The organism is Paraburkholderia kururiensis (assembly GCF_034424375.1).
Lineage (GTDB): Bacteria > Pseudomonadota > Gammaproteobacteria > Burkholderiales > Burkholderiaceae > Paraburkholderia > Paraburkholderia kururiensis_A.
The window spans coordinates 1,911,692-1,934,725 of the sequence record NZ_CP139965.1 but is presented as its reverse complement, the minus strand read 5'-3'; the positions used below and the strand labels follow the sequence as shown (position 1 = coordinate 1,934,725).

Here is a 23,034-nt window from a genome sequence, read left to right as displayed (position 1 = left end):
AGCGTGCCATTGCAGGCAGGTCATGGCTTGACAGGGATCAAAGCAGGGATCAAAGGTCGAGGCGCGCTGACGGGCGCCGCTCGATGCTCGACTCAAACGCCCGGCTTCCACGGCCACGAGGGATAGATCGGGCTTTGTCCTTCGGGGCTTTGGCGTTCCACGTTCTCGCTGTCTTGCGCGGTCCCTTCCATGCTCTCGCGCTTCGACGCGCCGCCGCCTGCACCTTCCACGCCTTCCACGCCGCCGGCGCCATCGTCGGCGGCTTCGGTTTCGCCGCTGTCGGGCGCTTCGTCGGTTTCGTCTTCACGTGCGCCGGTGTCCGCTTCGTCGAATTTTTCCATCGACGTTTCCGCGCCGATGTCCTCGCCGAACCACGGCACCTCGGTGCGCAACATCGCGACGTAGGCCTGCCAGCCGCGCGGATTGCCGGCGAACAGATGCTCGCGCACGGGCTCGGCCAGCTTTGCGTGATCGAGCGGCAGCGCAAGCAGCGCTTCGGGCCACGTGCGAAACGCCTGCAAGGCGCGCGTCACGAACTCGGGGCCGGTGATGCGCGGCGAGAGATGGGCGAGCCAGGGCAGCGTGTCGGCGAGGCCGTCCGCGGTGCGCCAGTGGCTCGCGGACACGGCACCCGGTTTGCGTTGCGCGATCTGGCTCGTGGCGTGCAGCACGCTGCCCAGATGCAGCAGCAATGCGCGTCGTTCAAAGGCGTCTTTCATTCGTTCGTTCCTCTTGCATGGAGTCCGCGGGTCGCGATGCACCAGCGCCTCGCGACGATGCGGCGATGCCGCAATACGGCGAGCGCCCTCGCAAACCACGCGCCCGGCGCACGCGGACGGTCTGGTCGAGTCTATCGCACGCATGTTGCCGCGCACGAGCGCGCATGGTGGCGCACGGTCACTCACGGTGCTGCGATCGAACGCCACGTTGCCGCGTTCGGCGCGAAACGGCCGTTCCGGTCCATCCGAATTCTTCTGTCCCTTCCGCCCGATTCACGGCTTGATACGTATCAAGCCGGACCTTTGGGCGCTACCTAAGCTCTAATCTGACAGCGGCCCGCTGCGGCCCTCTGAGGAGACTGTCATGCAAATCGCTCACCCCTTCCATCTGGAACTGCGCCACGCGACGATTCCGACCTATATCGTCAGCTACGTCTTTCCGGTTCTCTTCGTGCTCTACGAGCTATATCGCGTGGGCCAATGGATCGCGACGCAGGGCTTTCACTTCGCCGCCTTCAAGGAAATGGGCTACGAGTATCTGCTGATGCTCACGTTCTTCGCCATCCAGCTTGCGGTGCAGGCCGCGTTCCTCGTGTGGACCTGGCTCGGCCGGCATCCGGACCTCGAACACCGGCTCGGCAATCTCACGTTGGGGCTGGTGGCGTCGGCCGCCGTGCTCGCGTTCGACTACGCGTTGCAGGTGGCGTTCTAGAAACCGACTGGAGAGACGATGTGGTACGCATGGCTTGAGGCCCAGCGCGGCATGGCGCGAACGATGCAGCCGTGGGCGCAACCGCGCCGCGGCGCAACGCGAAATGCGAAGGGGCCACCCGAGCCGTGCGGGGCGTCGGAGGCATCAGGTACCCGGGGCGCGGCTTCGCGCGCACGCTCCGATGCGCGCGACGACACCCGGCAAGACACGCAGCCCGCCGGGCCGACGGACGCTTCGGAAGGCGTCGACTGGCTCACCGCCGTGGGCTGCGCATCGCCGGAGCCACCGCCTTTCGGCATCGAGCACGTGATGGTGGACGGCACGCGCGTCGCCGTCGTCGAAGACGTCGTGGAGCGCGTGCCGTTCTGCACGTTGCGCCGCTTTCGGCGCGTGGCTTCCGGCGCCGCTCAGGCCCGCGCCCGTCGCGCCGACAAGGAGCACGCGGCCCATGCTGCCACCGCCGCCCACACGTCGGCTGCGCATCGCACCGCAGCCGGCGCGCGTCACGCGGCGTCAAACTCGCCCGCCGTCTTCCTCTGCCCGCCGCTCGCGGGCCATCACGCGGTCATGCTGCGCGAAACGGTGGAAACGCTGCTGGAACAGCACGACGTCTACGTGCCCGACTGGGCCAACGCGCGCGACGTGCCCGCCGAGGCCGGTCCCTTCGGGCTCGACGATTACGTGCTTACGCTCGAGCGCTTCATGCGCAGGGCGGGCGCGGTCCACGTGCTCTCGGTGTGCCAGGCCACGGTGCCCGCGCTCGCCGCCGTGGCGCTGATCGCCGCCGACGCGCACAACAGCGGCAGCCCGCCGCCGTTGAGCGTGACGCTGATGGGCGGCCCCATCGATGCGAGCCTGAACCCCACGCCCATCGACCGCTTCGCGCGCGATCACGAGATCGGCTGGTTCGAGCGCCACGTCATCGACGTCGTGCCGCCGCCGTATGCGGGCCAAGGGCGCCGCGTGTATCCCGGCTTCATCCAGCAGGCCGCGCTCGTGACTGCGCACCCGCACCGCTACCTCGCGTTGCAGGCGCATTACTGGGCGAGCTGCATGACGGGCGACCTGGCCGCGATGACGCGCAGACTGCGTGAATTGAGCGAATACGCGTCCGTGCTCGACATGACCGAGCGCTATTTCCTCGACACGATTCGCGTGATCTTTCAGGAGCGGCTGCTGCCGCGCGGCATGTGGCAGGTGGCCGGGCGCCGCGTCGCGCCGCAGGCGCTGACATCGACGGCGCTTTGCACCGTGGAGGGCGATCGCGACGACATCGTGGGCGCGGGCCAGACGCACGCGGCGGGCGCGCTGTGCACCGCGATACCCGCCGGGCGGCGCATGCAGCGCACCCTTGCGGGCGCCGACCACTACGACCTGTTTCTCGGCCCACGCTGGCGCGACGAAGTGCATCCGATGCTGGAGCGGTTCTGGGCGGGGCTTTAGTGGCGTGGCTGTAGGGGCGTGGCTTTAGGAACGTGGCGGTATGCGTCAGTTCCGCTTCAAGCCCTCTTCCACAAAACGGCGAAACCCTTCGTCGATGCGACGAATCTCGCCCGAGCAGGTCTGATAAAACCACCCGGGCGTGCCGTCGCTGCGATACATGCCCTGGCACATCGCCTTGAGACGAATGAGCGTGCCGCCGCCGTCCGCGGGCGTCTTCCACGCGGCGAGCCATACCTTGCCGAACCCATGCGGCTGGGCGGTTTCGATCACGTCGGCGTCCGCGTGCGTCACGCCCGTTGCCGAATGGCTCGCGATGTAGTCCTGCGTGAGCCGCCATGCGTCTTTGCAGGCGGCCTCGCTCGCGCAGGTCACCGACGCCTGGGCACGCGCCTCCTGCAACTGGATCTCGCTGCGGCGCAAGGCGTCGACGTCGGCGTCGCTCGCGCACGCGGCAAGGGTCGCAAGCACGGCGGCGAGCACGGCGGCAAGCATCTACGGCTTGAGCCGTGCGTGGCGCAGCGCAACCGCACGCGTGACGAGACACCTCATCGCGAAGCCTGGCGCGGAAGCGGCGCGCCCAGGAGACACAGTGCACCGTGCGGTAAGCCGGTAAGCCGCTGACGGTGGCAGGCGGAGACGCCCGCACCGCGCGGCATGGCGAAACGGAACGTACGGCCGTCGCGGCGGCCGCGTCTGATGTGTGGACTCATCGCTTTCATGGCGGGGCTCCCGGTTATGCGGCCAGGGCGTGCGGTTGCGCACAACGTGCCGCGAACAGATCGCCCGTGGGCGGGAACACGTTCCACGAGCCGTCGTCGTGACGGAAGAACAGAATGGCGAGGCGGCCCTTCGCCGAGCCGTACTCGACGCAAACGTAGCGGCGCCGGGTCGCGCTCAGCCTGCCGTGCGTCACGTGGGCCGAGTAAGCCGTGGACGCCACCCACTTGTTCACCAGCGAGCGCAGGGAGAGTGCATTGCCGTTCATGGTCCGCTCCTTTCGTCGTGCCTTCGCGGCGGGGAATCGGGACATCGCCGCCGCGTTTGCGTCCATGACTACAGTATCGGCAACGGCGGCCGCGGCTTAAATCAGCGCAGGCGGAAATTCGCGTAATCGGGCAGCACGGCGTGTAGGCGCGCGCCTACAGCTCAGTCGTCCTGCCCGAAGCGCGTCGCGTTTTTGCGTGCCGCGAGGCGGGCGCCATGCGTCCGCCATGCGTTCGTCCATGCCCGCTCAGGCCCCTTCTCGCCGCTTCTGGCCCCTTCCCGCCCCTTCCTCGTTCTCGCGCTTTCAGGCCGACCGCAGGCGGGCCAGCCTCGTCCTCAGTTCGGTCAGCGGCTCCGTCACGGTGCGCGTCTCGCCCGCGTAGATTGCGCCTTCGTTGCCGTCCAGCGTGAGCGTGTCGCCTTCGCGGAACGTGCGGCCGCCGATCTGCACCGTGCGGGCCGCGTCGTCGATCTGGAGAGACTCGCAACCCGTCAGGCACACTTTGCCGAGTTGCCGCGCGACCACCGCCGCGTGCGAGGTGCGCGCGCCGCGACGTGTCAGGAGTCCGACCGCGGCCTGCAAGGCGACGAGGTCGTGCGTGTCCGCGTCGCGTCGCACGAGAATCACGGGGCGCCCCGCGGCGTGACGCTCGCGCGCCGCGGGTTCGTCCAATGCGATCTCGCCTGCGGCCACGCCGCTGGTCGCGCTTGCCGCGCGGGCGAGCGGCACGAGCGGTACAGGCGGCACGGGCGGCTGCGCGTCGCCGTCATGGCCGCTCGCAGCGCCCGCCGACACCACGCGCGTGCGCGAGAGCGCCGAGTCGGCGATAGCCGCGGTGCGTTCGCGCGCGGTGCTTGCATCGATCACGCCTTCGTCCAGCAAATCCAGCGCGATCTGCACCGCGGCCTGCGGCGTGCGCTTGCCGCTGCGCGTCTGCAACAGGAAGAGGCGGCCGTCCTGCACGGTGAACTCGAAGTCCTGCATGTCGCCGAACGCCTGTTCGAGCCGGCTCGCGGCGTCGCGTAGCGCGTCCCACACGGCGGGCATCACACGCGCCAGCTCGTCGTGGCCGAACGCCTCGCGGCGCCCCGACACCACGTCTTCGCCCTGCGCGTTGAAAAGAAAATCCACCCAGGGCGCGCGCTCGCCCGTGGACGGGTCGCGCGTGAAGCCGACGCCCGCGCCCGACCGTCCGCCGCCGTTGCCGAACACCATCGCCTGCACGGTGACGGCGGTGCCCACGTCCTCGCGGATACCGCACTGCCGCCGGAACGCGACGGCCTTCTCCGACTGCCAGCTCGCCAGCACGGCGCCGATGGCGCCCGCGAGTTGCGCCTCGGGCGCCTGTGGAAACGGATGTCCCGCCGCGCGCTCGTAGGCGGCGAGATACCGCCGCGTGAGCTGGCGCAACTGCGCGAAGTCCAGGCCGCCGCGTTCGTCGGCGCCGGTGGCCGCGCCGCCCACGCCGGTGAGCGCGGCGTATTCGTCCGCGAAGACCTGGGGCGAAATGCCGTCGATCAACTCGCCGTAGCTCGCCACCAGCCGACGGTAGGTGTCCCACACCAGCCGCGGGTTCCCGGTCTGCCGCAAGAAACCCGGCACGGTGGCATCGCACAGGCCGATGTCGAGCAGCGTGTCGAGCATGCCCGGCATCGAGACCGGCGCACCCGAACGCACGGCCACAAAGAGCGGCATGCGCGGGTCGCCGAAGCGCTGGCCGCACGCCTGCTCCATGCGTTGCAGCGGCGGGCCCCATACCGCGCGCTCGACGGCACGCCGGCGAGCGCTGTCGCTGCTGCAATAGCCGGTGCCGAGCACGAAGGCCGGCGGCACCGGCAAGCCGAGCGCCGCCATGCGCGAGAGTCCGTAGGCCTTGAAGCCGATCTGCGCGACGAGCGCGGCGTCGGGGTGTCCGGGTTCGCGAACGGCGGCGGGGCGTTCGTCGTTTCGCTGCGCGTGTTCGTCGCCCGCAGCTTTCGCTGCGCCACGTTGCGGCCCGCCGCAGCCGATCAGATGCACGTCTTCCGGCCAATGGCCGTTGCCGTTGCGCCCGTCCGCGACGGTGGCGGTCAGTGGGGCGGTCTGCATGGCGGTCTGGATAGTCGTCTGTACGCTCATCGGCGCTCTCCCGTTTGTCCGAACACGACGTCGCGCAACGCGTAGCCCGCGGCGAGCAAGCGGTCCGATGCGAGTTCCAGGGCCTGCGCCAGATCGTTCGCAAGCATCAGCGCGGGCGCGTCGCGCAGGCTCGCGAGCATCGCGCGGCGGGCCTGGCGCAGCAGTTCGTCGCATTGCCGCTCGGAACGCAGCACGTTCCAGGTGGCCGCGAGAAACGCGTCGCTGTCGGTCATGTCCGCGCCAGAGCCGAGGTCGCGCGCGATGGCGAGCGCCTTGATGTGCTCCTGCATGGCCGAGAGCACCGCGCGCGCCAACTGCAACAGCGTCTCGCGCACGTCGTCGGCGAACCCTTGCTGGTGGCCGTCCGCGATCAGGCTCATCAGGAACGCGGCTTCTTCGAGGGCGTCCGCGATGTCGTCGGAGAGTTCGGCTACGTGCGCAAACGGCTGCCAGCGCGGCTGACGCTGCGCTTCTTCGCGGGCGCGCATGACGAGATGGTCGGCCTGGCGCTCCCAGCGCTTGGCACGCGCGGCGAGGTCCTGCGCGGCACTGGCAGGTTCACGCGAAGCAGCCATTGCCGCGCCGCTTTCCACGGACTGCAACACGTCATGCTCCAGTCCGTCGCTCACGGCCTGTGCCAACGCATGACAATACGCCGCGTGCTCTTCGAGCAGCTCGAACTCCTCGCTGCGATGGCGCACGCTGCGCGCGAGCAGGAGACGCGTTTCGTCGGCCACGAGCGCAGCGGGTTGCCCGGCGAGCAGCGCCTCGCTCGCAAGCCGCAGCACTTCGACAAGGAACGCCTGCGCGTCTTCGTCGCCGAGCACGGTGTCGAGCCGGTCGCCGATGCGAAACGTGCGGAATGCGCCCTGCCCTACGTCCTGCATGGCCGCGTACACGAGCGCCTCGCCGCCGCACTTGAGCCACGCCATGTGCCCCGCGTCGAGCCGCGCGGCCTCTTTGAGCACCGCGATCGCGCCCGCCTTGCCGACGAACGGCAGCAGCCGCTTGCGCGCGCGGTTCCAGTCGATCAGAAACACGATGCGCGAACCGATGCCTTCGAGCGTGGCGTCGAGCGCGGCATCGTCGGCGCACTCGAACCACGCGGTGCCGAAGGTGAACGCGTCGCCCTCGTTCAGGCGCGCCTCGATCTTCGATTCGAGATTGCCCCAGCGCGCCCCGTACGGCTGCAGCAGCGACTGGAAGAACTCGAAGCGCACACGATGCAGGTCCGAATAGCGCAGCGTGACGGTGCGCCCTTCCACCTGCACGACGAGCACGTGCACATCGTTTTCGCCGATGTCGTTTTGCAGCAGCAGCCGCGTGCCGTCGCGCGTGGCCGCCGTGCCGAGGCCGGGGTGATCGAAGCGCAACGGCGCCGTGCGGTTGAGGCCCCGCATGAAGGCGGCGATGCGCGGCTTGTCGTCGGGCAGCACGTGCCAGACGTGCGCGCCCTCCACGTCTTCGGTGGCGAGCGCGGCCGCGAGCTGGTTGAGCTGGCGATGCAGGTCCATGACGAGCAGATGCAGGCTGTCTTCGCCGGCATGCTCGCCGCCGCGCTCGCCGCCGCGTTCTCCGCTCGTGAGCGCGCGCAGTTGCGCCGTGGTGAGCTGGTCGCCGTTGAGCGCATTGAGCCATGCGCTCCAGTGCGCCACGCGCGTGCGCAACGTCGTGTCCTGCGTGTCGCGGTCCGCCTCGGTCTCGACGAGCGGGCGCGCCATCGTCGCGAGTTCTTCGGCGAGGTGTTTCGCGAGGCGCGGCAGTTCGGGCAGCAGCAACGCGTCGTCCACGCGCGAAGCAGTGGCCGCAAGATTGCGCAGCCACGGTGCGTCGGTTTGCGCGGCGGCCATTTCGGCCGAGAAATCGAGCGCCTCGCGCTCGGGGTGATCCGCGTGCGAGGCCGCGGCCTGCAACACGCTCAGATAGAGCTTCAGGCGCTCGTTGGCAGCGAGGGCCTGCTGGATCCATGCGGGCAGCAGCAGACTGCGCTGCCCCATGGCGTCGACGGCTTCGATTTTTTGCATGATGCGTGCGTGGCTCGGCTGGAAGACGGGTGGGAAGTCACGGCAAAAACCTGGCAAAAAAGCACGGAAAAGGGCACGGCAAAGGGCACAACAAAGGGCACGGCAAAAAGCAGAGAGCAGGAAGCAGAAAACAGAAAGCAACGCAGAAGCAGGCCCACTCAAAAAACGACCCGCCGGAGCGGGTCTTTCTTCACGGTGCGCAATGCGCGTTCACATCGGCAGCGGCGTTTGCACGCTCGCCGTGCGTTCGCGGTTCTGTTCGTGACGCACGACGCTGGCGAGCAGCGTCCAGTCGCGGCCCAGCGCCTCCACCACGTCGTCGAGCGACAGCACGCCCACGATGCTCGCGCCCTCGCGCGTCACCGCGAGCCGCCGCACGCCCTGGCTCGCCATGGTCTGCATGGCGTCGGCAAGGTCGGCCTTTTCGTCGATCGTCGCGACGCGCGGCGTCATCACTTCGCCCACGAGCGTGTCGGTGGGCGACGTGCCTTTGGCCACGGACTCGATCACGATGTCGCGATCCGTCACGATGCCCACGATGCGATCGCCCGCGGGGTCGGTCACTATGAGCGCGCCCACGTGCTGCGCGCGCATCTGCGCGGCCGCTTCCTGAACGTTGCACGACATGGGGATATGCACCGTCCCCTGGCTATGGCATTCCTCGACTTTCATGGTGTTTTCCTCGATGGGTCACAAGGTCCACTCGACCGTGTTGAGCACGGTCAGGCGCTGGCCGATACGCTGCGCGAATTCCGCGATCAGCCGTTGATCTTTGCCGGCGTGCAGGTCGCTCGCCGTCACTTCGCACTGCGCGATGGGCGGCTTGCCGGTAATCATGCGCATCTGGTCGAACACGTTCGCCGCGCCGCTGCCGCCCAGGCTGCAAAAAAAGGCCACGTGTTTCAGCGATGCGCGGTGCGCCACGAGCCAGGCGCGCACCGGCGAACTCACGCTGCGCGCCCACACCGGCGAGCCGACGATCACGACGTCGTAAGCCGCGGGATCGTGCGTGGACGGCTCGATGGCTGCGGGCCGCTGCCGTACCGCTTCCACGACCGAACGCAGATAGCCGCGCACGCCGCTGCGCGCAGGGTCACGGTCGGCACCGCTTTCGCGGATGGCTTCGAGGTCGGCATGCAGCGCGCCGGCAAGCATGGACGCAAGACGCGCCGTGACGCCGGAGCGGGAGAAATAGACCACGAGGATGCGGGCAGCCGGCATGGCGGGCCTCCGTACGTCACGGCGGGACGTGTGCATTGACGGGAACGACGGCGGTCTGGCGCGCCGCCGATGCCACACGCGGCGCAATCCCATGCGCACAGGATAGAAAGCACCGGCCCGCGTTTCATGATCCATATCAAGCCCCCATCGGACCCTCGCGAGTGCAATGAGGCAGGCGGCGTTTTTTACGAGAGGCGCACCCAAGAGCCTCACTGGAACGCGACCGCGCATTCCCCTACGGACCTGCTATGAAACTCACTTTTCTCGGCGCGACCGAAACCGTCACCGGCTCGAAATATCTGCTCGAAGCGGGCGGGCTGCGCATTCTCATCGACTGCGGGCTGTTTCAGGGCACGAAGAACCTGCGGCTGCGCAACTGGGGCGAACTGCCCGTGCCGGCCGATTCGCTCGACGCCGTGATCCTCACGCATGCGCACATCGACCACAGCGGCTACCTGCCCGTGCTCGCGCGCAGCGGCTATCGCGGGCCGGTGTACTGCACGCCGGGTACGCTCGATCTGTGCGAAGTCATGCTGCGCGACAGCGCGCGGCTCCAGGAAGAAGAAGCCGAATTCGCGAACCGGCATGGCTATTCGAAGCACCATCCCGCGCTGCCGCTCTACACGGTGGACGATGCGGAGCGCGTGTTGCGCCAGTTCGTGCCGCGCGATTTCGACGTGCCCACGCCGCTCAACGAACGCGTCGCGTTCCGGCTCTTGCCGGCGGGCCACATTCTGGGCGCCGCGAGCGTGGTGCTCTGCTGCGGGCACAAGCTCATCGCGTTCTCGGGCGACCTGGGACGCCCGAACGATCCCATCATGCGAGCGCCCGCACCGCCCGTGCACGCGAACTATCTCGTGGTGGAGTCCACCTACGGCGACCGTCTGCACGAGCCGGGCGACCCCATCGACGAACTGGAAGCGCTCTTTTCGAAGACCTTCGCGCGCGGCGGCGTGGTGGTCATGCCGTGCTTCGCCGTGGGCCGCGCACAGGAGATTCTTCACTACATCGCGCAGTTGAAGGTGGCGGGCCGCATGCCCAACGTGCCGGTCTATCTGGACAGCCCGATGGCGACGAGCGTGACGGACATCTACCGCCACCATCTGCGCGACCATCGGCTCACGCTTTCGCAGGCGGAGGCCATCGGCAAGGCGGCGGTCATGGTGCGCACGGTGGATCAGTCGAAGGCCATCGGCGAGCATCGCGGGCCGATGGTGATCATTGCCGGCAGCGGCATGGCCACGGGCGGTCGCGTGCTGCATCACCTGAAGGCTTACGCGCCGGACCCGCGCAACACCATCGCGCTGGTCGGCTACCAGGCGGCCGGCACGCGCGGCGCGGCGCTCGCAGCGCACGAACCGTCCATCAAGATTCACGGCGAATATGTGCGCGTGCGCGCCCACGTGGAGATGATCTCCTCGCTCTCGGCGCATGCCGACTACAGCGAAACGCTCGCGTGGCTGGGCCAGCTTTCCCTTGCGCCCGAACGCACCTTCGTCACGCACGGCGAGCCCGCGGCCGCGGACGCCCTGCGCCGCCGCATCGAAGAAACGCTGCACTGGCGCTGCGAAGTGCCCACATGGATGCAGAGCGTGGAGCTGCCCGAGTTGCCGGATCACCCCGACGCCGAGCCTTGCAAGGCGTAGCGGCTAGCGAGTGTTCTTCGCGCGCTCGCGGTGTGGAGGCAGGCGCGAGCGCGATTGCCGGATGGCGTGATGCCGTGCGCCGCGTTGCAGCGCTCCACGCGTCTGTTGTCCGTCTATTGCCCGCCTATTTGCCCGTCTATTGCCCGCCTCTTGCCGAATTCGCCGCACAAAAACAAACCGGGCGCACCTGCAACAGTGCGCCCGGTCTTTCACGCGACACGAGCGGCGTGCCTGCTGCTCGCGCCGCGCCGAAGCCTTACTGGATCTCGAGACGCTTGCGCGCCGTGGGGGCCTTCTTCGGCAGCGTCAGCGCGAGCACGCCGTCCTTGTACTGCGCCGTGGCGCCGGCTTCGTCCACATCCGCGGCGAGCGTGAAGGAACGGCTGAACGCGCCCGAATAGCGCTCGCGACGCACCACGCGCTCGCCTTCCTTCAGTTCCTTGTTGCGCTCCACCTTCGCGTTGATCGACACCAGATTGCCGTCGATCTTCACGTCGATGTCGTTGCGCTCCACGCCCGGCAACTCGGCCTTCACGGTGTAGGCCTTGTCGTCTTCCGTCACGTCGATCTTCATGGCGGCGAGCTGTTCTTCCTCCGCGGGCGCGATACCGCGCAGCGGCCGGAACAGCCCCTGGAACAGGTCGCTGACAGGTTCGAGCGAAAACGGGTCGTAACGGGTCAGATTGCTCATTGCTTGCTCCTCAAACGTTTTCAGGTCCGGTTGAAAGCGCCCCGTTCGGCTCCCGGGTCCGGCGCCCCGTGGAGCGGGCCAGTCCGCATACCACGCGCCCGATCTGCGCGCGGCTGCATGCTCTTACTCTAGAACCGGACGCCCGCGCGCCGTTGACGTGTATCAACCGGGTTCGATGCACGCCGATGAGCGTCCATGAGCGCCGATGAGCGTTGAGATGCACCGGCGGCCCTCGACGTTCGTCGGCATGCCGTGCCGCGATCAGCCCGCGCCGTCGCGTTCGCGCGCGCCCAGAATCGCTGCGAGCGCGCACGACGCGATGCGCCCCGGCACGCTGTCCGCGCGGCTCGTCAGCACGATGGGCACGCGCGCGCCCAGCACGATGCCGGCGCTCGCCGCGCCGCCCAGAAACTCCAGCTGCTTCGCGAGCATGTTGCCGGCTTCGATGTCGGGCACGAGCAGGATGTCGGCGCGGCCCGCCACCGGCGAGGTAATGCCCTTCATGCGCGCAGCGACGTCGGAGATCGCGTTGTCGAACGCGAGCGGGCCGTCCACGACAGCGCCCGCCAGCTGCCCGCGGTCGGCCATCTTGGCGAGCGCGGCGGCGTCGATGGTGGAATGCATCTGCGGGTTCACGGTCTCCACGGCGCACAGCACAGCCATGCGCGGTTCCTCCACGCCGAGCGAGTGCGCCAAGCCAATCGCGTTGCGCGCAATCTCGAACTTCTGCGCGAGGTCCGGTGCGATATTGACGGCGGCGTCCGTGATGATGAACGGACGCTCGTAGGCCGGCGCGTGCAGCAGGAAACAGTGCGAAATGCGTCGGCCCGTCTGCAGACCGGAGGCCGGCGCCACCACGGCGCCCATCAGTTCGTCGGTGTGCAGGCTGCCTTTCATGAGCGCATGCACCTGGCCGCGCGCGGCCAGCTCCACGGCGTGCTGTGCGGCCGCGTGACTGTGCGGCACGTCTTCGATCGGAATGCCGGCCAGATCGATGCGCGCCTGCGCGGCTGCCGCTTCTACCTTGCGACGCGGCGCGACGATCACCGGGTCGATGAAGCCCGCGCCGCGGCCCACGCTGGCCTCCACCAGCGCGGCGAGGCTCGCTGCGTCGCACGGATGCACGATGGCCGTGCGCACCGGACCGCACCGATGCGCCATGGCGAGCAGCGCGGGCGTCTCGCCGTTCGCGGCGGGCAAGAGGCCCGGCAGTCCCACCACGAGCGGCTGGGTCACGCCGCCTACGGGCACGCGCGTGTCGAACTCGAGCGCCTGTTCGTCGTCTGTCTTGAGGATGTCGTTCATGGTTCGAAGATGTAGGTGCCGGGGGCATCGCAAAGGCCGTCCGGCACGGCGCGCGCTTTCACTTCACCGCTCGACTGCGTACGCAGCCATGCGGTCCAGCGCGGCCACCATGAGCCTTCGGTGACGGGCGTTTCGTCGAGAAATTCCTGGCGTCCGCGATACGGCGCGCCGCGCTCGCGCGTGGCGCAGCGGTAGTGACGCCCGGCGTGCCCCGGCTCGGAGACGATGCCCGCGTTGTGACCGCCCGCCGTCAGCAGGAACGTGACCGGGTTGTGCGTGAAGAGCAGCAGCTTGTAGACGGAGCGCCACGGCGACACGTGGTCGCGTTCGGTGCCCACCATGAACATGGGCCATTCGATGTCGGAGAGCGCCACGTTGCGTCCGTCCACGTGATAGCGGCCGGCCGCGAGGTCGTTGTCGAGAAACAGGCTGTGCAGGTACTCCGTGTGCATGCGATACGGCAGGCGCGTGGTGTCGGCGTTCCAGGCCATCAGGTCGTTGGGCTTCGAGCGGCGCCCCAGCAGGTACTCGCTCATCATGCGCGACCAGATCAGGTCGCGCGCGTTGAGCAGTTGGAACGCGGCGGCCATCTGCGCGCCGTCCAGATAGCCCTGGCGCCACATCAGCGCATCGAGCGCGGCCAGTTCGCTCGCGTCGATGAAGAGGCCGAGTTCGCCGGGCTCCGTGAAATCGGTTTGCGCCGCGAGCAGCGTGACGGAGCGCAGCGCGTCCGTGTGACCGTCGCGTGCGAGCGTCGCCGCGGCGACGGCGAGCAGCGTGCCGCCGAGGCAATAGCCCACCGCATGCACGGGCTCGGCGCAGCGCTCGCGCACCTGGCCGAGTGCCGCGAGCAGGCCATCGGAAAGATAGTCGTTGAGGCCCAGGTCGCGCGCTTCGGCGCCCGGATTGCGCCACGACATCATGAAGACCGTATAGCCCTGATCGACAAGGAAGCGCACCAGCGAATCGTGCGGCTGCAGGTCGAGGATGTAGTACTTCATGATCCACGACGGCACGATGAACACCGGTTCGCGCGCCACGTGTGCCGTGCTGGGCGCGTATTGCAGCAGCTCGCAGAGCGCGTTGCGCCACACCACCTTGCCCGGCGTGACGGCCACGTCGCGGCCCGGCTGGTAGGCCGACGGGCTGCGCGGGCGGCCCACCACGTGACGGCTCGCCATGTCTTCGAAGTCCGCGAGCCAGTGCTGCGCGCCCGCGACGAAGTTCGTGCCGCCCGTCTTCGCCGTGGCTTCGAGCACGGCCGGATTCGTCGCCACGAAATTGCCGGGCGACCACGCGTCGATCCATTGCCTCGCGCCGAAGCGCGCGAGTTCTTCGTGATGCCGCTCCACGCCGGGCACGCCCGTGGTGGCGTCTTCCCACCATCGCTGCATGCCGAGAAACGTGTCGCGATACACGCAGAACGGCCAGAGCGACCAGGCCGGCGCGGCGAAGCGCGGGTCGGCAGTGGCTGCGGCCGGTTGTTCGTTTTGCGTTGCGCCCGATCTTGTACCCCTCGCTGCACCGTGCGTTGCGCCCAGCAGGACCTGAGGCGCGCTCGATGCCGCGAGCGCGCTGCCCGCGCCCGGCAGCCAGGCATCGCGCCAGGCGCGCAGCGTCAGCTCCAGACATTTTCCCGGCGACGCCGCCAGATGCATGCTCCAGTCGAGCCAGGCGAGCGCCATCGAAGCCGGCGAGAGACCGCCCGTTGCCATGGCGAGCGCGGCGTGCGCGGCGCGATCGAGCGGATCGTCGCGGGTGGCGCGCGCAGGCAGCCGGTCGGGATGCAGCGTGACCTCGACGGGCTCGATGGCCCGCCCCGAATGACGCGCGGTGCCCTTGCGCGCCTTCGTGCGCTTCGCGGGTTTCCCCGAAACCGGCTCGTTTTCAGGCGTGAGCGCCTTGGCCGGCGCGAGCGGCTGTGCGTTGGCCTCGGTCATTGCATGTGCATGCCGCCGTTGATGGCGAGATTCGCGCCGGTGATGAAGCTCGCGTCGTCCGAGCACAGGAACGCGATGAGCGCCGCCACTTCGTCGGGCTGGCCGAGGCGCCCGACCGGAATTTGCGGCAGGATCTTCGCCTCCAGCACGTCCTTCGGTATGGCCTCCACCATATGCGTGGCGAGAAAGCCGGGCGACACGGTGTTGACCGTTACACCGTGCTTCGCCACTTCGAGCGCGAGCGATTTCGTGAAGCCGTGAATGCCCGCCTTCGCCGCCGAGTAATTGGTCTGCCCGAACGAGCCGCGCGAGCCGTTCACCGACCCGATGTTCACGATGCGGCCGAAGCGGCGCGTCACCATGCCGGGCAGGAACGGCTTGGTCATGTTGAAGAGCGCGTCGAGGTCCGTGCGGATCACGGTCTCCCAATCGGTCTTGTTCATCTTCATGAACGTGGAGTCGCGCGTGATACCGGCGTTGTTGATGAGCACGTCGATCTGGCCGAACTCTTCGAGCACGCGCTGCGCGCAGCGTTCGCAGGAATCGAAGTCGGCGACGTCGGCCTCGTAGGCGTGGAACGTGCGCCCCGCGTCGAGCTCGTGCGTGAGCCAGGTGGAGACGTGATCGTTGGCTTCGGAATGCGACATCGTCACCGTCATGCCGGCGTCGTGAAGCCGCCGGCTGATCGCGGCACCGAGGCCGCCCATGCCGCCCGTCACGAATGCAATGCGTTTAGTCGGCATGGCGGTCTCCCTTCGCGGCGCGCGAACGTGCGGCGGCTGCTTGTCGGACCGAAGGCTCGGCCGTTGAGGCCGCATCGGCTGTTTCAGCCGTGGAGGCCGGGTATGAGGCCGATGAGTTCGATGCCTGCGCGACCGCATGCGCCACCGACTCCGCCGTACGCTCGAACGCGGCCATCCAGTCGCGCATGGGCAGCGCGGCGCCGTGGGTGGTAGTGAGCTTCTGCCACTCGCCGGCGCAGGCGCCCTGCCACTGACGCAGCGCGTCCTGCACGCCGTTGCCGGCCTCGCGCGGCGCCTGCGTGGCGAGCTGGATGCCGTCCTGCCAGAGCGAGGTGCTCGCGCTCAGGTAGTCGCGCACCACGGTGTGGTAGCCCGCCACCATCTCGTTCCAGTCCTGCGCGTGAGCCAGTGCGCCGAGTGCCTGCTGCACGGCGTTGCGGTCACGCTCCATGCGGCGCTGCTGCCATGTCAGCGCCTGCTGCCGCCATTGCTGGCCAAGCGCGAGCATGCGTAGCGCAATGGTCGCGTTGGCCCGGCAGGTTTCCAGCAACGCGTTGTATTCGTTTGCCATGATCCCTTTCCTCGTGAGTCGACGACCCCGCGCGTTCCCATGTTCGGGCGCTCCGGCCTGGGCGCGCTCATCGCACCCCGTTCACGCGATTCAATGCGTGCGATCGGTTCAGTGACGTGAAGCGCGCCGCAGCCGGATGGTCGAGTTTCACTGTAGGCGAGCGGTCCTCGCCGGCGTTGACCTGTATCAATCCTGCCAGGCGTTCCTGCTGCGGTGCATCGACGGTGCGCGTGCGGTGTGTTCGTGGTGTGTCCGCGGAGTGTTCGTAGTGCGTTCGCGGTGTGTCTTGCGGTACGCGCGAGGCGAAGCGGCGCTCTTTCACGCCTGATCTGCGCTTGATCTGAATCAACGGCGCGCACGCCGCGCTTTCTAGACTCCATGGCATACCGTCACCCTGGTTCTCTTTTTTGCGGAGCACGCGCGATGAGCTACAAGAGCATCGTTGTTCACCTCGATACGAGCGAGCGGGCGCACCCGCGCCTCGAAATCGCGCTGCGGCTCGCAAGCCAGTTCGGGGCGCATCTCACCGGCCTCTTCGCCACCTTTACGCCCGAGCCGCGTTCGTTCTACGTGATGGCCGGATCGGCCGATTACTTCATCGAACACGAGCGCAAGCGCGTGCAGCACCGCGCGGCGCTGGAGCGGCTCTTTCACGCCGAGATCGCGCGCGCGAAGGTGGAAGGCGAATGGATCGCCACCACCGAATACGCGAACCTTTCCGTGCCGCGCCGCGCGCGTTATGCGGACCTCATCGTGGCGGGCCAGAACGATCCCAACGACCCGGACTCGTATATCGCCGACCACTTCGCCGAAAACCTCGTGATGACCTGCGGACGGCCCGTGCTGCTCGTGCCGTACACGGGCGTGTATCCCACCGTCGGCCATCGCGCCGTGGTGGCCTGGGACGGCAGCCGCGAGGCCACGCGCGCCCTGCACGACGCGCTGCCGCTGCTCGCACACGCGAAGAAGACCACGGTGCTCACCATCAACGGCACGCGCGGCGAGCCGGCCGGCAGCCGCATTCCCGGCGCGGACATCGCGCTCGTGCTCGCGCGTCACGGCGTGACCGTGGAGGTAGTGGAGGTCGAGAGTGCGTCGGGCGTGCCGGTGGGCGAAACGCTGCTCTCGCGCGCGGCCGATGCCGGCGCCGACCTCGTCGTGATGGGCGGCTACGGCCACGCGCGCTGGCAGGAACTCGTGATGGGCGGCGCCACGCGTACGCTGCTGCGCTCGATGACAATGCCCGTGCTGATGTCGCACTGAAGGCGGATGCCGTCGATGTCTGAACCGACACCCACGTCCGCCGCCATTCTCGTGCTCAACGCTGGCTCGTCCAGCATCAAGTTCGCGCTGTTCGATTGCCCGGACCACGGTGCAATGAGCGATCGACCCGGCGAAGGTCCGCCGCGCCGGCCGCGGCGCTCGGGCGAAGTGGAAGGCATCGGCGAAACGCTGCGGATGCGCGTGGACGGCGTCGACGTGGCCATCAAGGCCGGGGCGTCGGACGGCGACCCTTACCGCGCGGCGCTGGCGCCCGTGATCGAATGGGTGCGCACGCAGAACGATCACGTGCAGCTTGCCGCCGTCGCGCATCGCGTGGTGCATGGCGGCGCGCGCCACACGGCGCCCGTGGTGGTGAACGAAGCCGTGCTCGACGACCTCTGCACGCTCATTCCGCTCGCGCCGCTGCATCAGCCGCACAACATCGGCGCCATCGAGATTCTGATGCGCGCCCTGCCCGGCGTGCCGCAGGTGGCCGTGTTCGACACCACGTTTCACCGCACGCTGCCGCGCTGCGAACAGTTGCTGCCGCTGCCGCATGCGATGTTCGACGAAGGCGTGCGGCGCTACGGTTTTCACGGGCTCTCGTACCAGTACCTGTCGGTCGCGCTGGAAGAGGCGTTCGGCACGCGGGCGCGCGGCCGCGTGGTGGCCGCGCATCTGGGCAGCGGCGCGAGCCTTTGCGCGCTCCAGAACCTGCAAAGCGTGGCCACGACGATGGGCTTCTCCGCGCTCGACGGCCTCATGATGAGCACGCGCTGCGGCTCCATCGACCCCGGCGTGCTGCTGCATCTGATCGAAGTGCGCGGGCTTTCGCACCGCGCGCTCGGCAGGCTGCTCTACGACGAAGCGGGGCTCAAGGGCGTGTCGGGAACCTCCGGCGATCCGCGCGTGCTGCTCGAAGCCGAAAGTCACGACGAACGCGCGCGCGACGCGCTCGCGCTCTACGTGCGGCGCATCGTGCGCGAAACGGGCGCGCTGGTGGCGCTGCTGGGCGGGCTCGACATGCTCGTCTTCACGGCGGGCGTGGGCGAGCATTCGGCGCCCGTGCGCGAGCGCGTATGCGCGGCGCTGCAATGGCTCGGCATCGAACTGGACAGCGCCGCGAACCGCGCCAATGCGCACGTCATTTCGACGCCGTCGAGCCGCGTCACCGTGGTGGTGGAACCCACCAACGAAGAATGGGTGGCCGCGCACAGCGCGTGGCAACTGCTGGGCGACGCCGCCCGCCCAGTTGCTCTGCGTTGACGCGGCCCCGCCGCTTGATCCAGATCAGGACCGCCCGGCGGTCCTCCACGATGATTGAAGTCATGCCATTCGAGCCCGAGGCCCGCCATGTACACCCGAATTCTTGTCGCGCTGGACGGTAGCGAAACGTCGTCGCGCGCACTCGACGCGGCATTGCAGCTGGCGCAGCAAAGCGGCGCGCAGCTCACGCCGCTCTACGTGATCGACATTCCCGTGCTGCCGTTCGACGCGCCGGGCTACGACCCCTCCATCGTGCGCGACGCGTTTCGCGACGAAGGCGCGCGCGTCATGGCCGACGCGGCCAAACGCATGACCGACCACGGCGTGCGAGGCACACCGACCATCGCGGAAGTAGCGCCGCCCGGCGAGGACGTCGCACATCGCATCCGGCTCGCCGCCCAGGCCCTGCCCGCCGACCTCATCGTAATGGGCACGCACGGACGACGCGGCTTCAGGCGGCTGGTGCTCGGCAGCGTGGCCGAACGCGTGCTGCGTACGGCGCCCTGCGCCGTGCTGCTGATACCGGCGCACGGCGAAGTCCACGCCGATCTGCCCGAGTCGGCGCACGGCGCAGCGGCAGAACCGTCGCCCGAAAGCGCGAAGGAGCCGTCATGAACGCGTCCGTTCGCACCACCGCCTGGCGTACCGTCCTCGTCCATCTGGACGACAGCCGGCAGGCGGCCGCGCGCCTCGCCTTCGCCTGCGATTTCGCGCGCCGCCACGACGCGCATCTGATCGGGCTCTATGTGGTCTGCCAGGACCTGTTCCGGCCCATCTACCGCGACGACGAGAGCCTGCGCCTCGCCGTGAACGAAGCACAGCAGGCCGAACGGGCGCGCCGCGCGGAAGAAAGCTTCAACGAAGCCGCGCGGCTGGCGGGTATTTCGGCGGAATGGCGCGCACCGCGCGGCGAGGCCATCGACGCCGCCACGCTGCATGCGCGCCACGCCGACGTGCTCGTGCTCGGCCAGTACGACCCGGACGATCCCGCGGCCTACATCGCGGGCAACTTCGTGGGCGACCTCGTGATGGCGAGCGGCGTGCCGGCCATCGTGCTGCCGTACATCGGCAAGATGCGCACCTTCGGCGAAAACGTGCTGATTGCGTGGGACGCGAGCCGCGAGGCCGCGCGCGCCGTGCACGATGCGCTGCCCATTCTGCGTCGCGCACGCTTCGTGACGATCCAGGTCGTGCAGCAGGGCCGCAACGAGAACCTGGACTCGCTCGATGCCCCCGAGGGCATCGACCTCGCCGCCTATCTGGCCCGCCACGGCGTGAGCGCGTCGTTCGCGACTATGCCGCGCGTGCCGGGCATGAGCGCGGGGGCGTCGCTGCTGAACCGCGTTTCGGACGTGCATGCCGACCTGCTCGTAATGGGCGCGTACGGCCACACGCGAGTGCAGGAACGCGTGCTGGGCGGCGTGACGCGCACGATGCTGGAAGCGATGACGGTGCCGGTATTGATGTCGCATTGAGCGGCCCCGGCAACACCGCATGGAGGAAGGCAGAAAGCGAAACTGAATCTTCGGTCCCGGAAGCGCGACAAGCCCTCGCGCATCGGCTGCGCCCGCCATTCACTTTTTGGGACGGTGAGTGGTGGGCGTTTTTTTTGGGGAGGTGCGGAATGGGCCGGTTGCGGAGCCGGAGCAAGCAGCCGCTTGTTCTGTTCGAAAGCGGACGATGCGCCTGATTGCTCGTTCCTGCTGCCGTTGAGAGTCAACCCGAAAGATGGGTTGCCCCCCGAAGACGCCCAGTTGTCGAATTCGAAACCAAGCCTATTGATCCTCGCAGGTTCAAACTCAACGGCAAACCGGGATCGGGCGCTTACGCAGCACGTGCCGCTCCTCCGTTACTCAATCCCGGAGCCGCATTACGGTCTCGTGCGATATAGCGACGGCCAGTCATCCACGTCAATGCCAGCACATTGGCCCTGTATGCGACGCGCTGCCAGTACGAACTTCGTGCCGTCAAAGATCCACCTGGTCACTGCGCCACAATCGCCGATACCGCGCTCCCGCTCGAAGCTCTCGAGCGAACGTTGCCCTGGGTCGTAGCGGGCGCCAGCGAGCCCGTTGCTGAGCTGCTCTCCGCTGTCCGTATCGGCACCTACGCCGGTGTTCCCGTTCAATTGCAGCCGCGTACCGTCAAAGGGCGGCTTGCGGCTCACTCGGTACCACAGGCTGGCACCGTTGTACGAGGGGTCCGCACAGTCGAGCATCACCAGGGCGTCGCTCGCCGAAAGCGCCTGCGCTCCGCTGCCCTTCGGGGCGGCTTTTAGCGGTCCTTCGTCGTCGCCCATGTAGCAGCCCTGGACGTCGGCCTGAAATCTCGTGAACGTCGCGTCAACGAGCCGTTGCTGCTCTGCCGCGGACATCTGTGGCGCAGGCGCTGCCGGCGGGACCCCAGGCAAAGGCAACGGCGCCGGTACCGACGATGCCGGTGCCGTTCCCGCTCGCCGCCATGCTGTAACCGTCCCCACCCGGCCCTGTACGCTGTCCACCGCAAGCAGCGCCGCACTCAAACCCGCCAGCGAGAGCTTCCTTGCGTGCGCAGCAGCCGGATCACCCAGGCTCATCGTTTGCGCATCCCGCGCCGCGCTCACCCAGGCGGTGATCACGGAGACGTCGTTGGTGGCCATGCGTCTGCCGTACGATTGAGCCGAATCTGCCTGCCACGTTTTCCATTTCGCCGGATCAGTACTGAATGCGCGCGCGTCGATGCGCATCTGATCCGCGCTAACCGCCTTCCCAGAAGCGACTTCGAGTCGCATTCCGCCGTCTGGTCCGGCATCACGCGAAAGCCATACCACGACCTCCTCGCCCTCCCCGGCTTCGTCGTTGGCCCCCTGCACCACGCAGCGTTTCACGTTGTCGCAAACGACTTCCCAGTTCTTGAAGTCATGAAAGAACGAGAAATCGTCTTTGGGCGCAGCCACGACAAACGATGATGACAGGCCGCCCAACGTCAATAGCATTACGAAGCTCAAACCACGATTGACCATGCTCTTCCCCCTCATGACGAGCAACGTTGCGGATACAGCGGAACATCTGGATTCCCGTGCGCCCTGGGAGGCCGACCACACAGCATAGGAACGATCTGGCAGACCGCTTGCCTTCGGTCGCCCATCCTTCAAGACGGTCTGGGTCGGGCGCTTACCGAAGCGGTATCCACTTCGGATTTTCGGGCCAAACGACGCATGGTGCTGCGCATCGCACCGACAGCGGCTCCGAACGCCCCGTTGCGGACGATCGGCGCGCCGCACCCTCTATGGCGGCTTTCAAGGCGATATATCTACAGTTATTCTGTACAGATAACCTGTATATATACCATCATCGCTTCATGATGAAACAAGCAAACACGTCCGGGACTCCCGAGTTGGCCGCGCTGGCCGGCGAGCTGCGCATTTCTGTGGGCAAACTGATTCGACGGTTGCGGGAGCAGGCGCATCCGGGGGACTTCACCTCCGCCCAGAAGTCGGTTCTCCTGCGTCTGGATCGCGACGGCCCTGCAACCGTCTCCGCCCTTGCCCGGGCAGAGAGCGTGCGGCCGCAGTCCATGCGTGTCACGGTAGCCGGTCTGGAGGCGATGGGCGCTGTCAGTGGGAAACCCGACCCGGCAGATGGCCGGCAAACGCTGATAAACCTGACGCCCCGTTTCCGGAAACAGCTGAAGGCGAGCCGCGCTGCGAAAGAAGACTGGCTTGTCCGCGCCCTCCAGGCGCAACTGTCTCCCCGCGAACACGGCGAACTCATGGCCGCGATCAAACTGCTACAGCGACTCGCCGACTTCTAGGCCATTGCCCACCCCATTTCAGGAAACAAGATGGCCGTCACCACGCTCGATGCGAACAGCGCCCTCATCATCGTTGACCTGCAAAAAGGCATCGTGGGTTCCTCCTTCATCCATCCCATTGACGGGATCGTGAGTCGTTCGCGCGCGCTGCTCGACGCGTTTCGCGAGCGCGGCTTGCCGGTCGTTCTCGTCAACGTTGCCGGCGCAGCGCCTGGCCGCACCGAGCGGCAGCGCCGCAGCGAACCGTATCCGGCTGGGTGGACTGACTTCATCCCCGAGCTCGATCAGCAGCCCGGCGATATCGTCGTGACGAAGCGAAGCTGGGGCGCGTTCGCCACCACCGACCTCGAAAACCGGCTGAAGGCCCTGGGCGTCACCCAGGTCGTCGTCACCAGTGTCGCCACCGGAACGGGCGTCGAGTCGACCGCACGCCAGGCCTACGAGCATGGCTTCAACGTCACCTTAGCCCTCGACGCCATGACTGACGCGCGTGCCGAGGCCCACGACTACAGCATCAAGAACGTCTTTCCGAAGCTGGGCGAAACGGGCACGGCTCAGGACATCATCGATCTGCTGGCAACGAGGAGCGTCTGAG

At 67.9% G+C, this 23,034-nt stretch carries 23 protein-coding genes; 9 read left to right on the top strand and 14 right to left on the bottom strand.

Features of this window, described 5'->3' with window-relative positions; all coding sequences use genetic code 11:
* Positions 1-92: 92 nt before the first annotated feature.
* Complete coding sequence (locus U0042_RS08705) at positions 93-719, bottom strand: hypothetical protein (protein WP_114810604.1); 627 nt, start codon at positions 717-719, stop codon at positions 93-95.
* 364 nt (positions 720-1,083) lie between these two features.
* On the opposite strand from U0042_RS08705, the gene U0042_RS08700 reads away from it, so the two are divergent.
* Complete coding sequence (locus tag U0042_RS08700) at positions 1,084-1,431, top strand: hypothetical protein (protein WP_114810603.1); 348 nt, start codon at positions 1,084-1,086, stop codon at positions 1,429-1,431.
* An 18-nt stretch (positions 1,432-1,449) separates the two neighbouring features.
* The gene (phaZ, locus tag U0042_RS08695) at positions 1,450-2,874 is read left to right on the top strand and encodes a polyhydroxyalkanoate depolymerase (protein WP_232833338.1); all 1,425 of its coding nucleotides are present in this window, start codon (positions 1,450-1,452) and stop codon (positions 2,872-2,874) included.
* Positions 2,875-2,919: 45 nt separating this feature from the next.
* Here phaZ and U0042_RS08690 read toward each other — a convergent pair whose 3' ends face one another.
* The 6 genes from U0042_RS08690 to U0042_RS08665 all read right to left on the bottom strand — a co-directional run bounded on the left by U0042_RS08690 (position 2,920) and on the right by U0042_RS08665 (position 9,222).
* Positions 2,920-3,366, bottom strand: coding sequence for a hypothetical protein (locus U0042_RS08690; RefSeq protein WP_114810602.1), 447 nt, complete (start codon positions 3,364-3,366; stop codon positions 2,920-2,922).
* Positions 3,367-3,607: 241 nt separating this feature from the next.
* A complete protein-coding gene (locus U0042_RS08685; RefSeq protein ID WP_114810601.1) occupies positions 3,608-3,859 on the bottom strand; it encodes a hypothetical protein in 252 nt (83 codons plus the stop codon).
* Between the two features lie 303 nt (positions 3,860-4,162).
* Complete coding sequence (locus U0042_RS08680; protein ID WP_114810600.1) at positions 4,163-5,947, bottom strand: PEP/pyruvate-binding domain-containing protein; 1,785 nt, start codon at positions 5,945-5,947, stop codon at positions 4,163-4,165.
* 26 nt (positions 5,948-5,973) lie between these two features.
* A complete protein-coding gene (locus tag U0042_RS08675) occupies positions 5,974-8,001 on the bottom strand; it encodes a DUF47 family protein (protein ID WP_114810599.1) in 2,028 nt (675 codons plus the stop codon).
* Positions 8,002-8,211: 210 nt separating this feature from the next.
* On the bottom strand, positions 8,212-8,673 hold the full coding sequence (locus U0042_RS08670; protein WP_198665278.1) for a CBS domain-containing protein: 462 nt from the start codon (positions 8,671-8,673) through the stop codon (positions 8,212-8,214).
* Between the two features lie 18 nt (positions 8,674-8,691).
* Complete coding sequence (locus U0042_RS08665; RefSeq protein ID WP_114810597.1) at positions 8,692-9,222, bottom strand: flavodoxin; 531 nt, start codon at positions 9,220-9,222, stop codon at positions 8,692-8,694.
* A gap of 248 nt (positions 9,223-9,470) precedes the next feature.
* Between U0042_RS08665 and U0042_RS08660 the strand changes: the two genes are divergently transcribed.
* Positions 9,471-10,868, top strand: a complete 1,398-nt coding sequence (locus U0042_RS08660) for an MBL fold metallo-hydrolase RNA specificity domain-containing protein (RefSeq protein ID WP_114810596.1) — start codon at positions 9,471-9,473, stop codon at positions 10,866-10,868.
* 256 nt (positions 10,869-11,124) lie between these two features.
* On the opposite strand, the gene U0042_RS08655 is transcribed toward U0042_RS08660, so the two are convergent.
* The 6 genes from U0042_RS08655 to U0042_RS08630 form a co-directional block, all read right to left on the bottom strand.
* The gene (locus U0042_RS08655) at positions 11,125-11,559 is read right to left on the bottom strand and encodes an Hsp20/alpha crystallin family protein (RefSeq protein WP_114810595.1); all 435 of its coding nucleotides are present in this window, start codon (positions 11,557-11,559) and stop codon (positions 11,125-11,127) included.
* 261 nt (positions 11,560-11,820) lie between these two features.
* Complete coding sequence (locus U0042_RS08650) at positions 11,821-12,864, bottom strand: bifunctional enoyl-CoA hydratase/phosphate acetyltransferase (protein ID WP_232833336.1); 1,044 nt, start codon at positions 12,862-12,864, stop codon at positions 11,821-11,823.
* On the bottom strand, positions 12,861-14,804 hold the full coding sequence (locus tag U0042_RS08645) for a PHA/PHB synthase family protein (protein ID WP_232833335.1): 1,944 nt from the start codon (positions 14,802-14,804) through the stop codon (positions 12,861-12,863). Before U0042_RS08645 ends, U0042_RS08650 begins: the two co-directional genes overlap by 4 nt.
* Entirely contained in the window at positions 14,801-15,547 is a 747-nt protein-coding gene (locus U0042_RS08640; protein ID WP_114810594.1) for a beta-ketoacyl-ACP reductase, read from the bottom strand. The genes U0042_RS08645 and U0042_RS08640 overlap by 4 nt, the downstream gene beginning before the upstream one ends.
* Positions 15,537-16,118: a hypothetical protein gene (locus U0042_RS08635; RefSeq protein ID WP_114810593.1), complete on the bottom strand. Its 582-nt coding sequence runs from the start codon at positions 16,116-16,118 to the stop codon at positions 15,537-15,539. Before U0042_RS08635 ends, U0042_RS08640 begins: the two co-directional genes overlap by 11 nt.
* 67 nt (positions 16,119-16,185) lie before the next feature.
* A complete protein-coding gene (locus U0042_RS08630; protein ID WP_157977810.1) occupies positions 16,186-16,467 on the bottom strand; it encodes a hypothetical protein in 282 nt (93 codons plus the stop codon).
* A 74-nt stretch (positions 16,468-16,541) separates the two neighbouring features.
* On the opposite strand from U0042_RS08630, the gene U0042_RS08625 reads away from it, so the two are divergent.
* From U0042_RS08625 to U0042_RS08610, 4 genes are all read left to right on the top strand, one after another.
* Positions 16,542-17,381 carry a universal stress protein gene (locus tag U0042_RS08625; protein ID WP_114810592.1) on the top strand — a complete coding sequence of 280 codons (840 nt, stop codon included), beginning with the start codon at positions 16,542-16,544 and terminating at the stop codon, positions 17,379-17,381.
* 6 nt (positions 17,382-17,387) lie between these two features.
* Entirely contained in the window at positions 17,388-18,647 is a 1,260-nt protein-coding gene (locus tag U0042_RS08620) for an acetate/propionate family kinase (protein WP_114810591.1), read from the top strand.
* A gap of 87 nt (positions 18,648-18,734) precedes the next feature.
* Complete coding sequence (locus U0042_RS08615) at positions 18,735-19,262, top strand: universal stress protein (RefSeq protein ID WP_114810590.1); 528 nt, start codon at positions 18,735-18,737, stop codon at positions 19,260-19,262.
* Positions 19,259-20,122: a universal stress protein gene (locus U0042_RS08610; protein WP_114810589.1), complete on the top strand. Its 864-nt coding sequence runs from the start codon at positions 19,259-19,261 to the stop codon at positions 20,120-20,122. Before U0042_RS08615 ends, U0042_RS08610 begins: the two co-directional genes overlap by 4 nt.
* Before the next feature lie 395 nt (positions 20,123-20,517).
* Here the strand turns inward: U0042_RS08610 and U0042_RS08605 are convergent, their stop codons facing one another.
* Positions 20,518-21,648 carry a DUF1176 domain-containing protein gene (locus U0042_RS08605; protein WP_157977809.1) on the bottom strand — a complete coding sequence of 377 codons (1,131 nt, stop codon included), beginning with the start codon at positions 21,646-21,648 and terminating at the stop codon, positions 20,518-20,520.
* Positions 21,649-21,986: 338 nt separating this feature from the next.
* Here U0042_RS08605 and U0042_RS08600 point away from each other — a divergent pair, with 338 nt between their 5' ends.
* Positions 21,987-22,439 carry a MarR family winged helix-turn-helix transcriptional regulator gene (locus U0042_RS08600; RefSeq protein WP_114810716.1) on the top strand — a complete coding sequence of 151 codons (453 nt, stop codon included), beginning with the start codon at positions 21,987-21,989 and terminating at the stop codon, positions 22,437-22,439.
* A 30-nt stretch (positions 22,440-22,469) separates the two neighbouring features.
* Positions 22,470-23,033, top strand: a complete 564-nt coding sequence (locus U0042_RS08595) for an isochorismatase family protein (protein WP_114810587.1) — start codon at positions 22,470-22,472, stop codon at positions 23,031-23,033.
* The last annotated feature ends 1 nt before the right edge of the window (position 23,034 follow it).

What these genes read in the sequence shown, in the direction of transcription:
- U0042_RS08705 (WP_114810604.1), bottom strand. Translation starts at nt 719, where the DNA reads ATGAAAGACGCCTTTGAACGACGCGCATTGCTGCTGCATCTGGGCAGC.
- U0042_RS08700 (WP_114810603.1), top strand. Translation starts at nt 1,084, where the DNA reads ATGCAAATCGCTCACCCCTTCCATCTGGAACTGCGCCACGCGACGATT.
- phaZ (WP_232833338.1), top strand. Translation starts at nt 1,450, where the DNA reads ATGTGGTACGCATGGCTTGAGGCCCAGCGCGGCATGGCGCGAACGATG.
- U0042_RS08690 (WP_114810602.1), bottom strand. Translation starts at nt 3,366, where the DNA reads ATGCTTGCCGCCGTGCTCGCCGCCGTGCTTGCGACCCTTGCCGCGTGC.
- U0042_RS08685 (WP_114810601.1), bottom strand. Translation starts at nt 3,859, where the DNA reads ATGAACGGCAATGCACTCTCCCTGCGCTCGCTGGTGAACAAGTGGGTG.
- U0042_RS08680 (WP_114810600.1), bottom strand. Translation starts at nt 5,947, where the DNA reads ATGCAGACCGCCCCACTGACCGCCACCGTCGCGGACGGGCGCAACGGC.
- U0042_RS08675 (WP_114810599.1), bottom strand. Translation starts at nt 8,001, where the DNA reads ATGCAAAAAATCGAAGCCGTCGACGCCATGGGGCAGCGCAGTCTGCTG.
- U0042_RS08670 (WP_198665278.1), bottom strand. Translation starts at nt 8,673, where the DNA reads ATGAAAGTCGAGGAATGCCATAGCCAGGGGACGGTGCATATCCCCATG.
- U0042_RS08665 (WP_114810597.1), bottom strand. Translation starts at nt 9,222, where the DNA reads ATGCCGGCTGCCCGCATCCTCGTGGTCTATTTCTCCCGCTCCGGCGTC.
- U0042_RS08660 (WP_114810596.1), top strand. Translation starts at nt 9,471, where the DNA reads ATGAAACTCACTTTTCTCGGCGCGACCGAAACCGTCACCGGCTCGAAA.
- U0042_RS08655 (WP_114810595.1), bottom strand. Translation starts at nt 11,559, where the DNA reads ATGAGCAATCTGACCCGTTACGACCCGTTTTCGCTCGAACCTGTCAGC.
- U0042_RS08650 (WP_232833336.1), bottom strand. Translation starts at nt 12,864, where the DNA reads ATGAACGACATCCTCAAGACAGACGACGAACAGGCGCTCGAGTTCGAC.
- U0042_RS08645 (WP_232833335.1), bottom strand. Translation starts at nt 14,804, where the DNA reads ATGACCGAGGCCAACGCACAGCCGCTCGCGCCGGCCAAGGCGCTCACG.
- U0042_RS08640 (WP_114810594.1), bottom strand. Translation starts at nt 15,547, where the DNA reads ATGCCGACTAAACGCATTGCATTCGTGACGGGCGGCATGGGCGGCCTC.
- U0042_RS08635 (WP_114810593.1), bottom strand. Translation starts at nt 16,118, where the DNA reads ATGGCAAACGAATACAACGCGTTGCTGGAAACCTGCCGGGCCAACGCG.
- U0042_RS08625 (WP_114810592.1), top strand. Translation starts at nt 16,542, where the DNA reads ATGAGCTACAAGAGCATCGTTGTTCACCTCGATACGAGCGAGCGGGCG.
- U0042_RS08620 (WP_114810591.1), top strand. Translation starts at nt 17,388, where the DNA reads ATGCCGTCGATGTCTGAACCGACACCCACGTCCGCCGCCATTCTCGTG.
- U0042_RS08615 (WP_114810590.1), top strand. Translation starts at nt 18,735, where the DNA reads ATGTACACCCGAATTCTTGTCGCGCTGGACGGTAGCGAAACGTCGTCG.
- U0042_RS08610 (WP_114810589.1), top strand. Translation starts at nt 19,259, where the DNA reads ATGAACGCGTCCGTTCGCACCACCGCCTGGCGTACCGTCCTCGTCCAT.
- U0042_RS08605 (WP_157977809.1), bottom strand. Translation starts at nt 21,648, where the DNA reads ATGGTCAATCGTGGTTTGAGCTTCGTAATGCTATTGACGTTGGGCGGC.
- U0042_RS08600 (WP_114810716.1), top strand. Translation starts at nt 21,987, where the DNA reads ATGATGAAACAAGCAAACACGTCCGGGACTCCCGAGTTGGCCGCGCTG.
- U0042_RS08595 (WP_114810587.1), top strand. Translation starts at nt 22,470, where the DNA reads ATGGCCGTCACCACGCTCGATGCGAACAGCGCCCTCATCATCGTTGAC.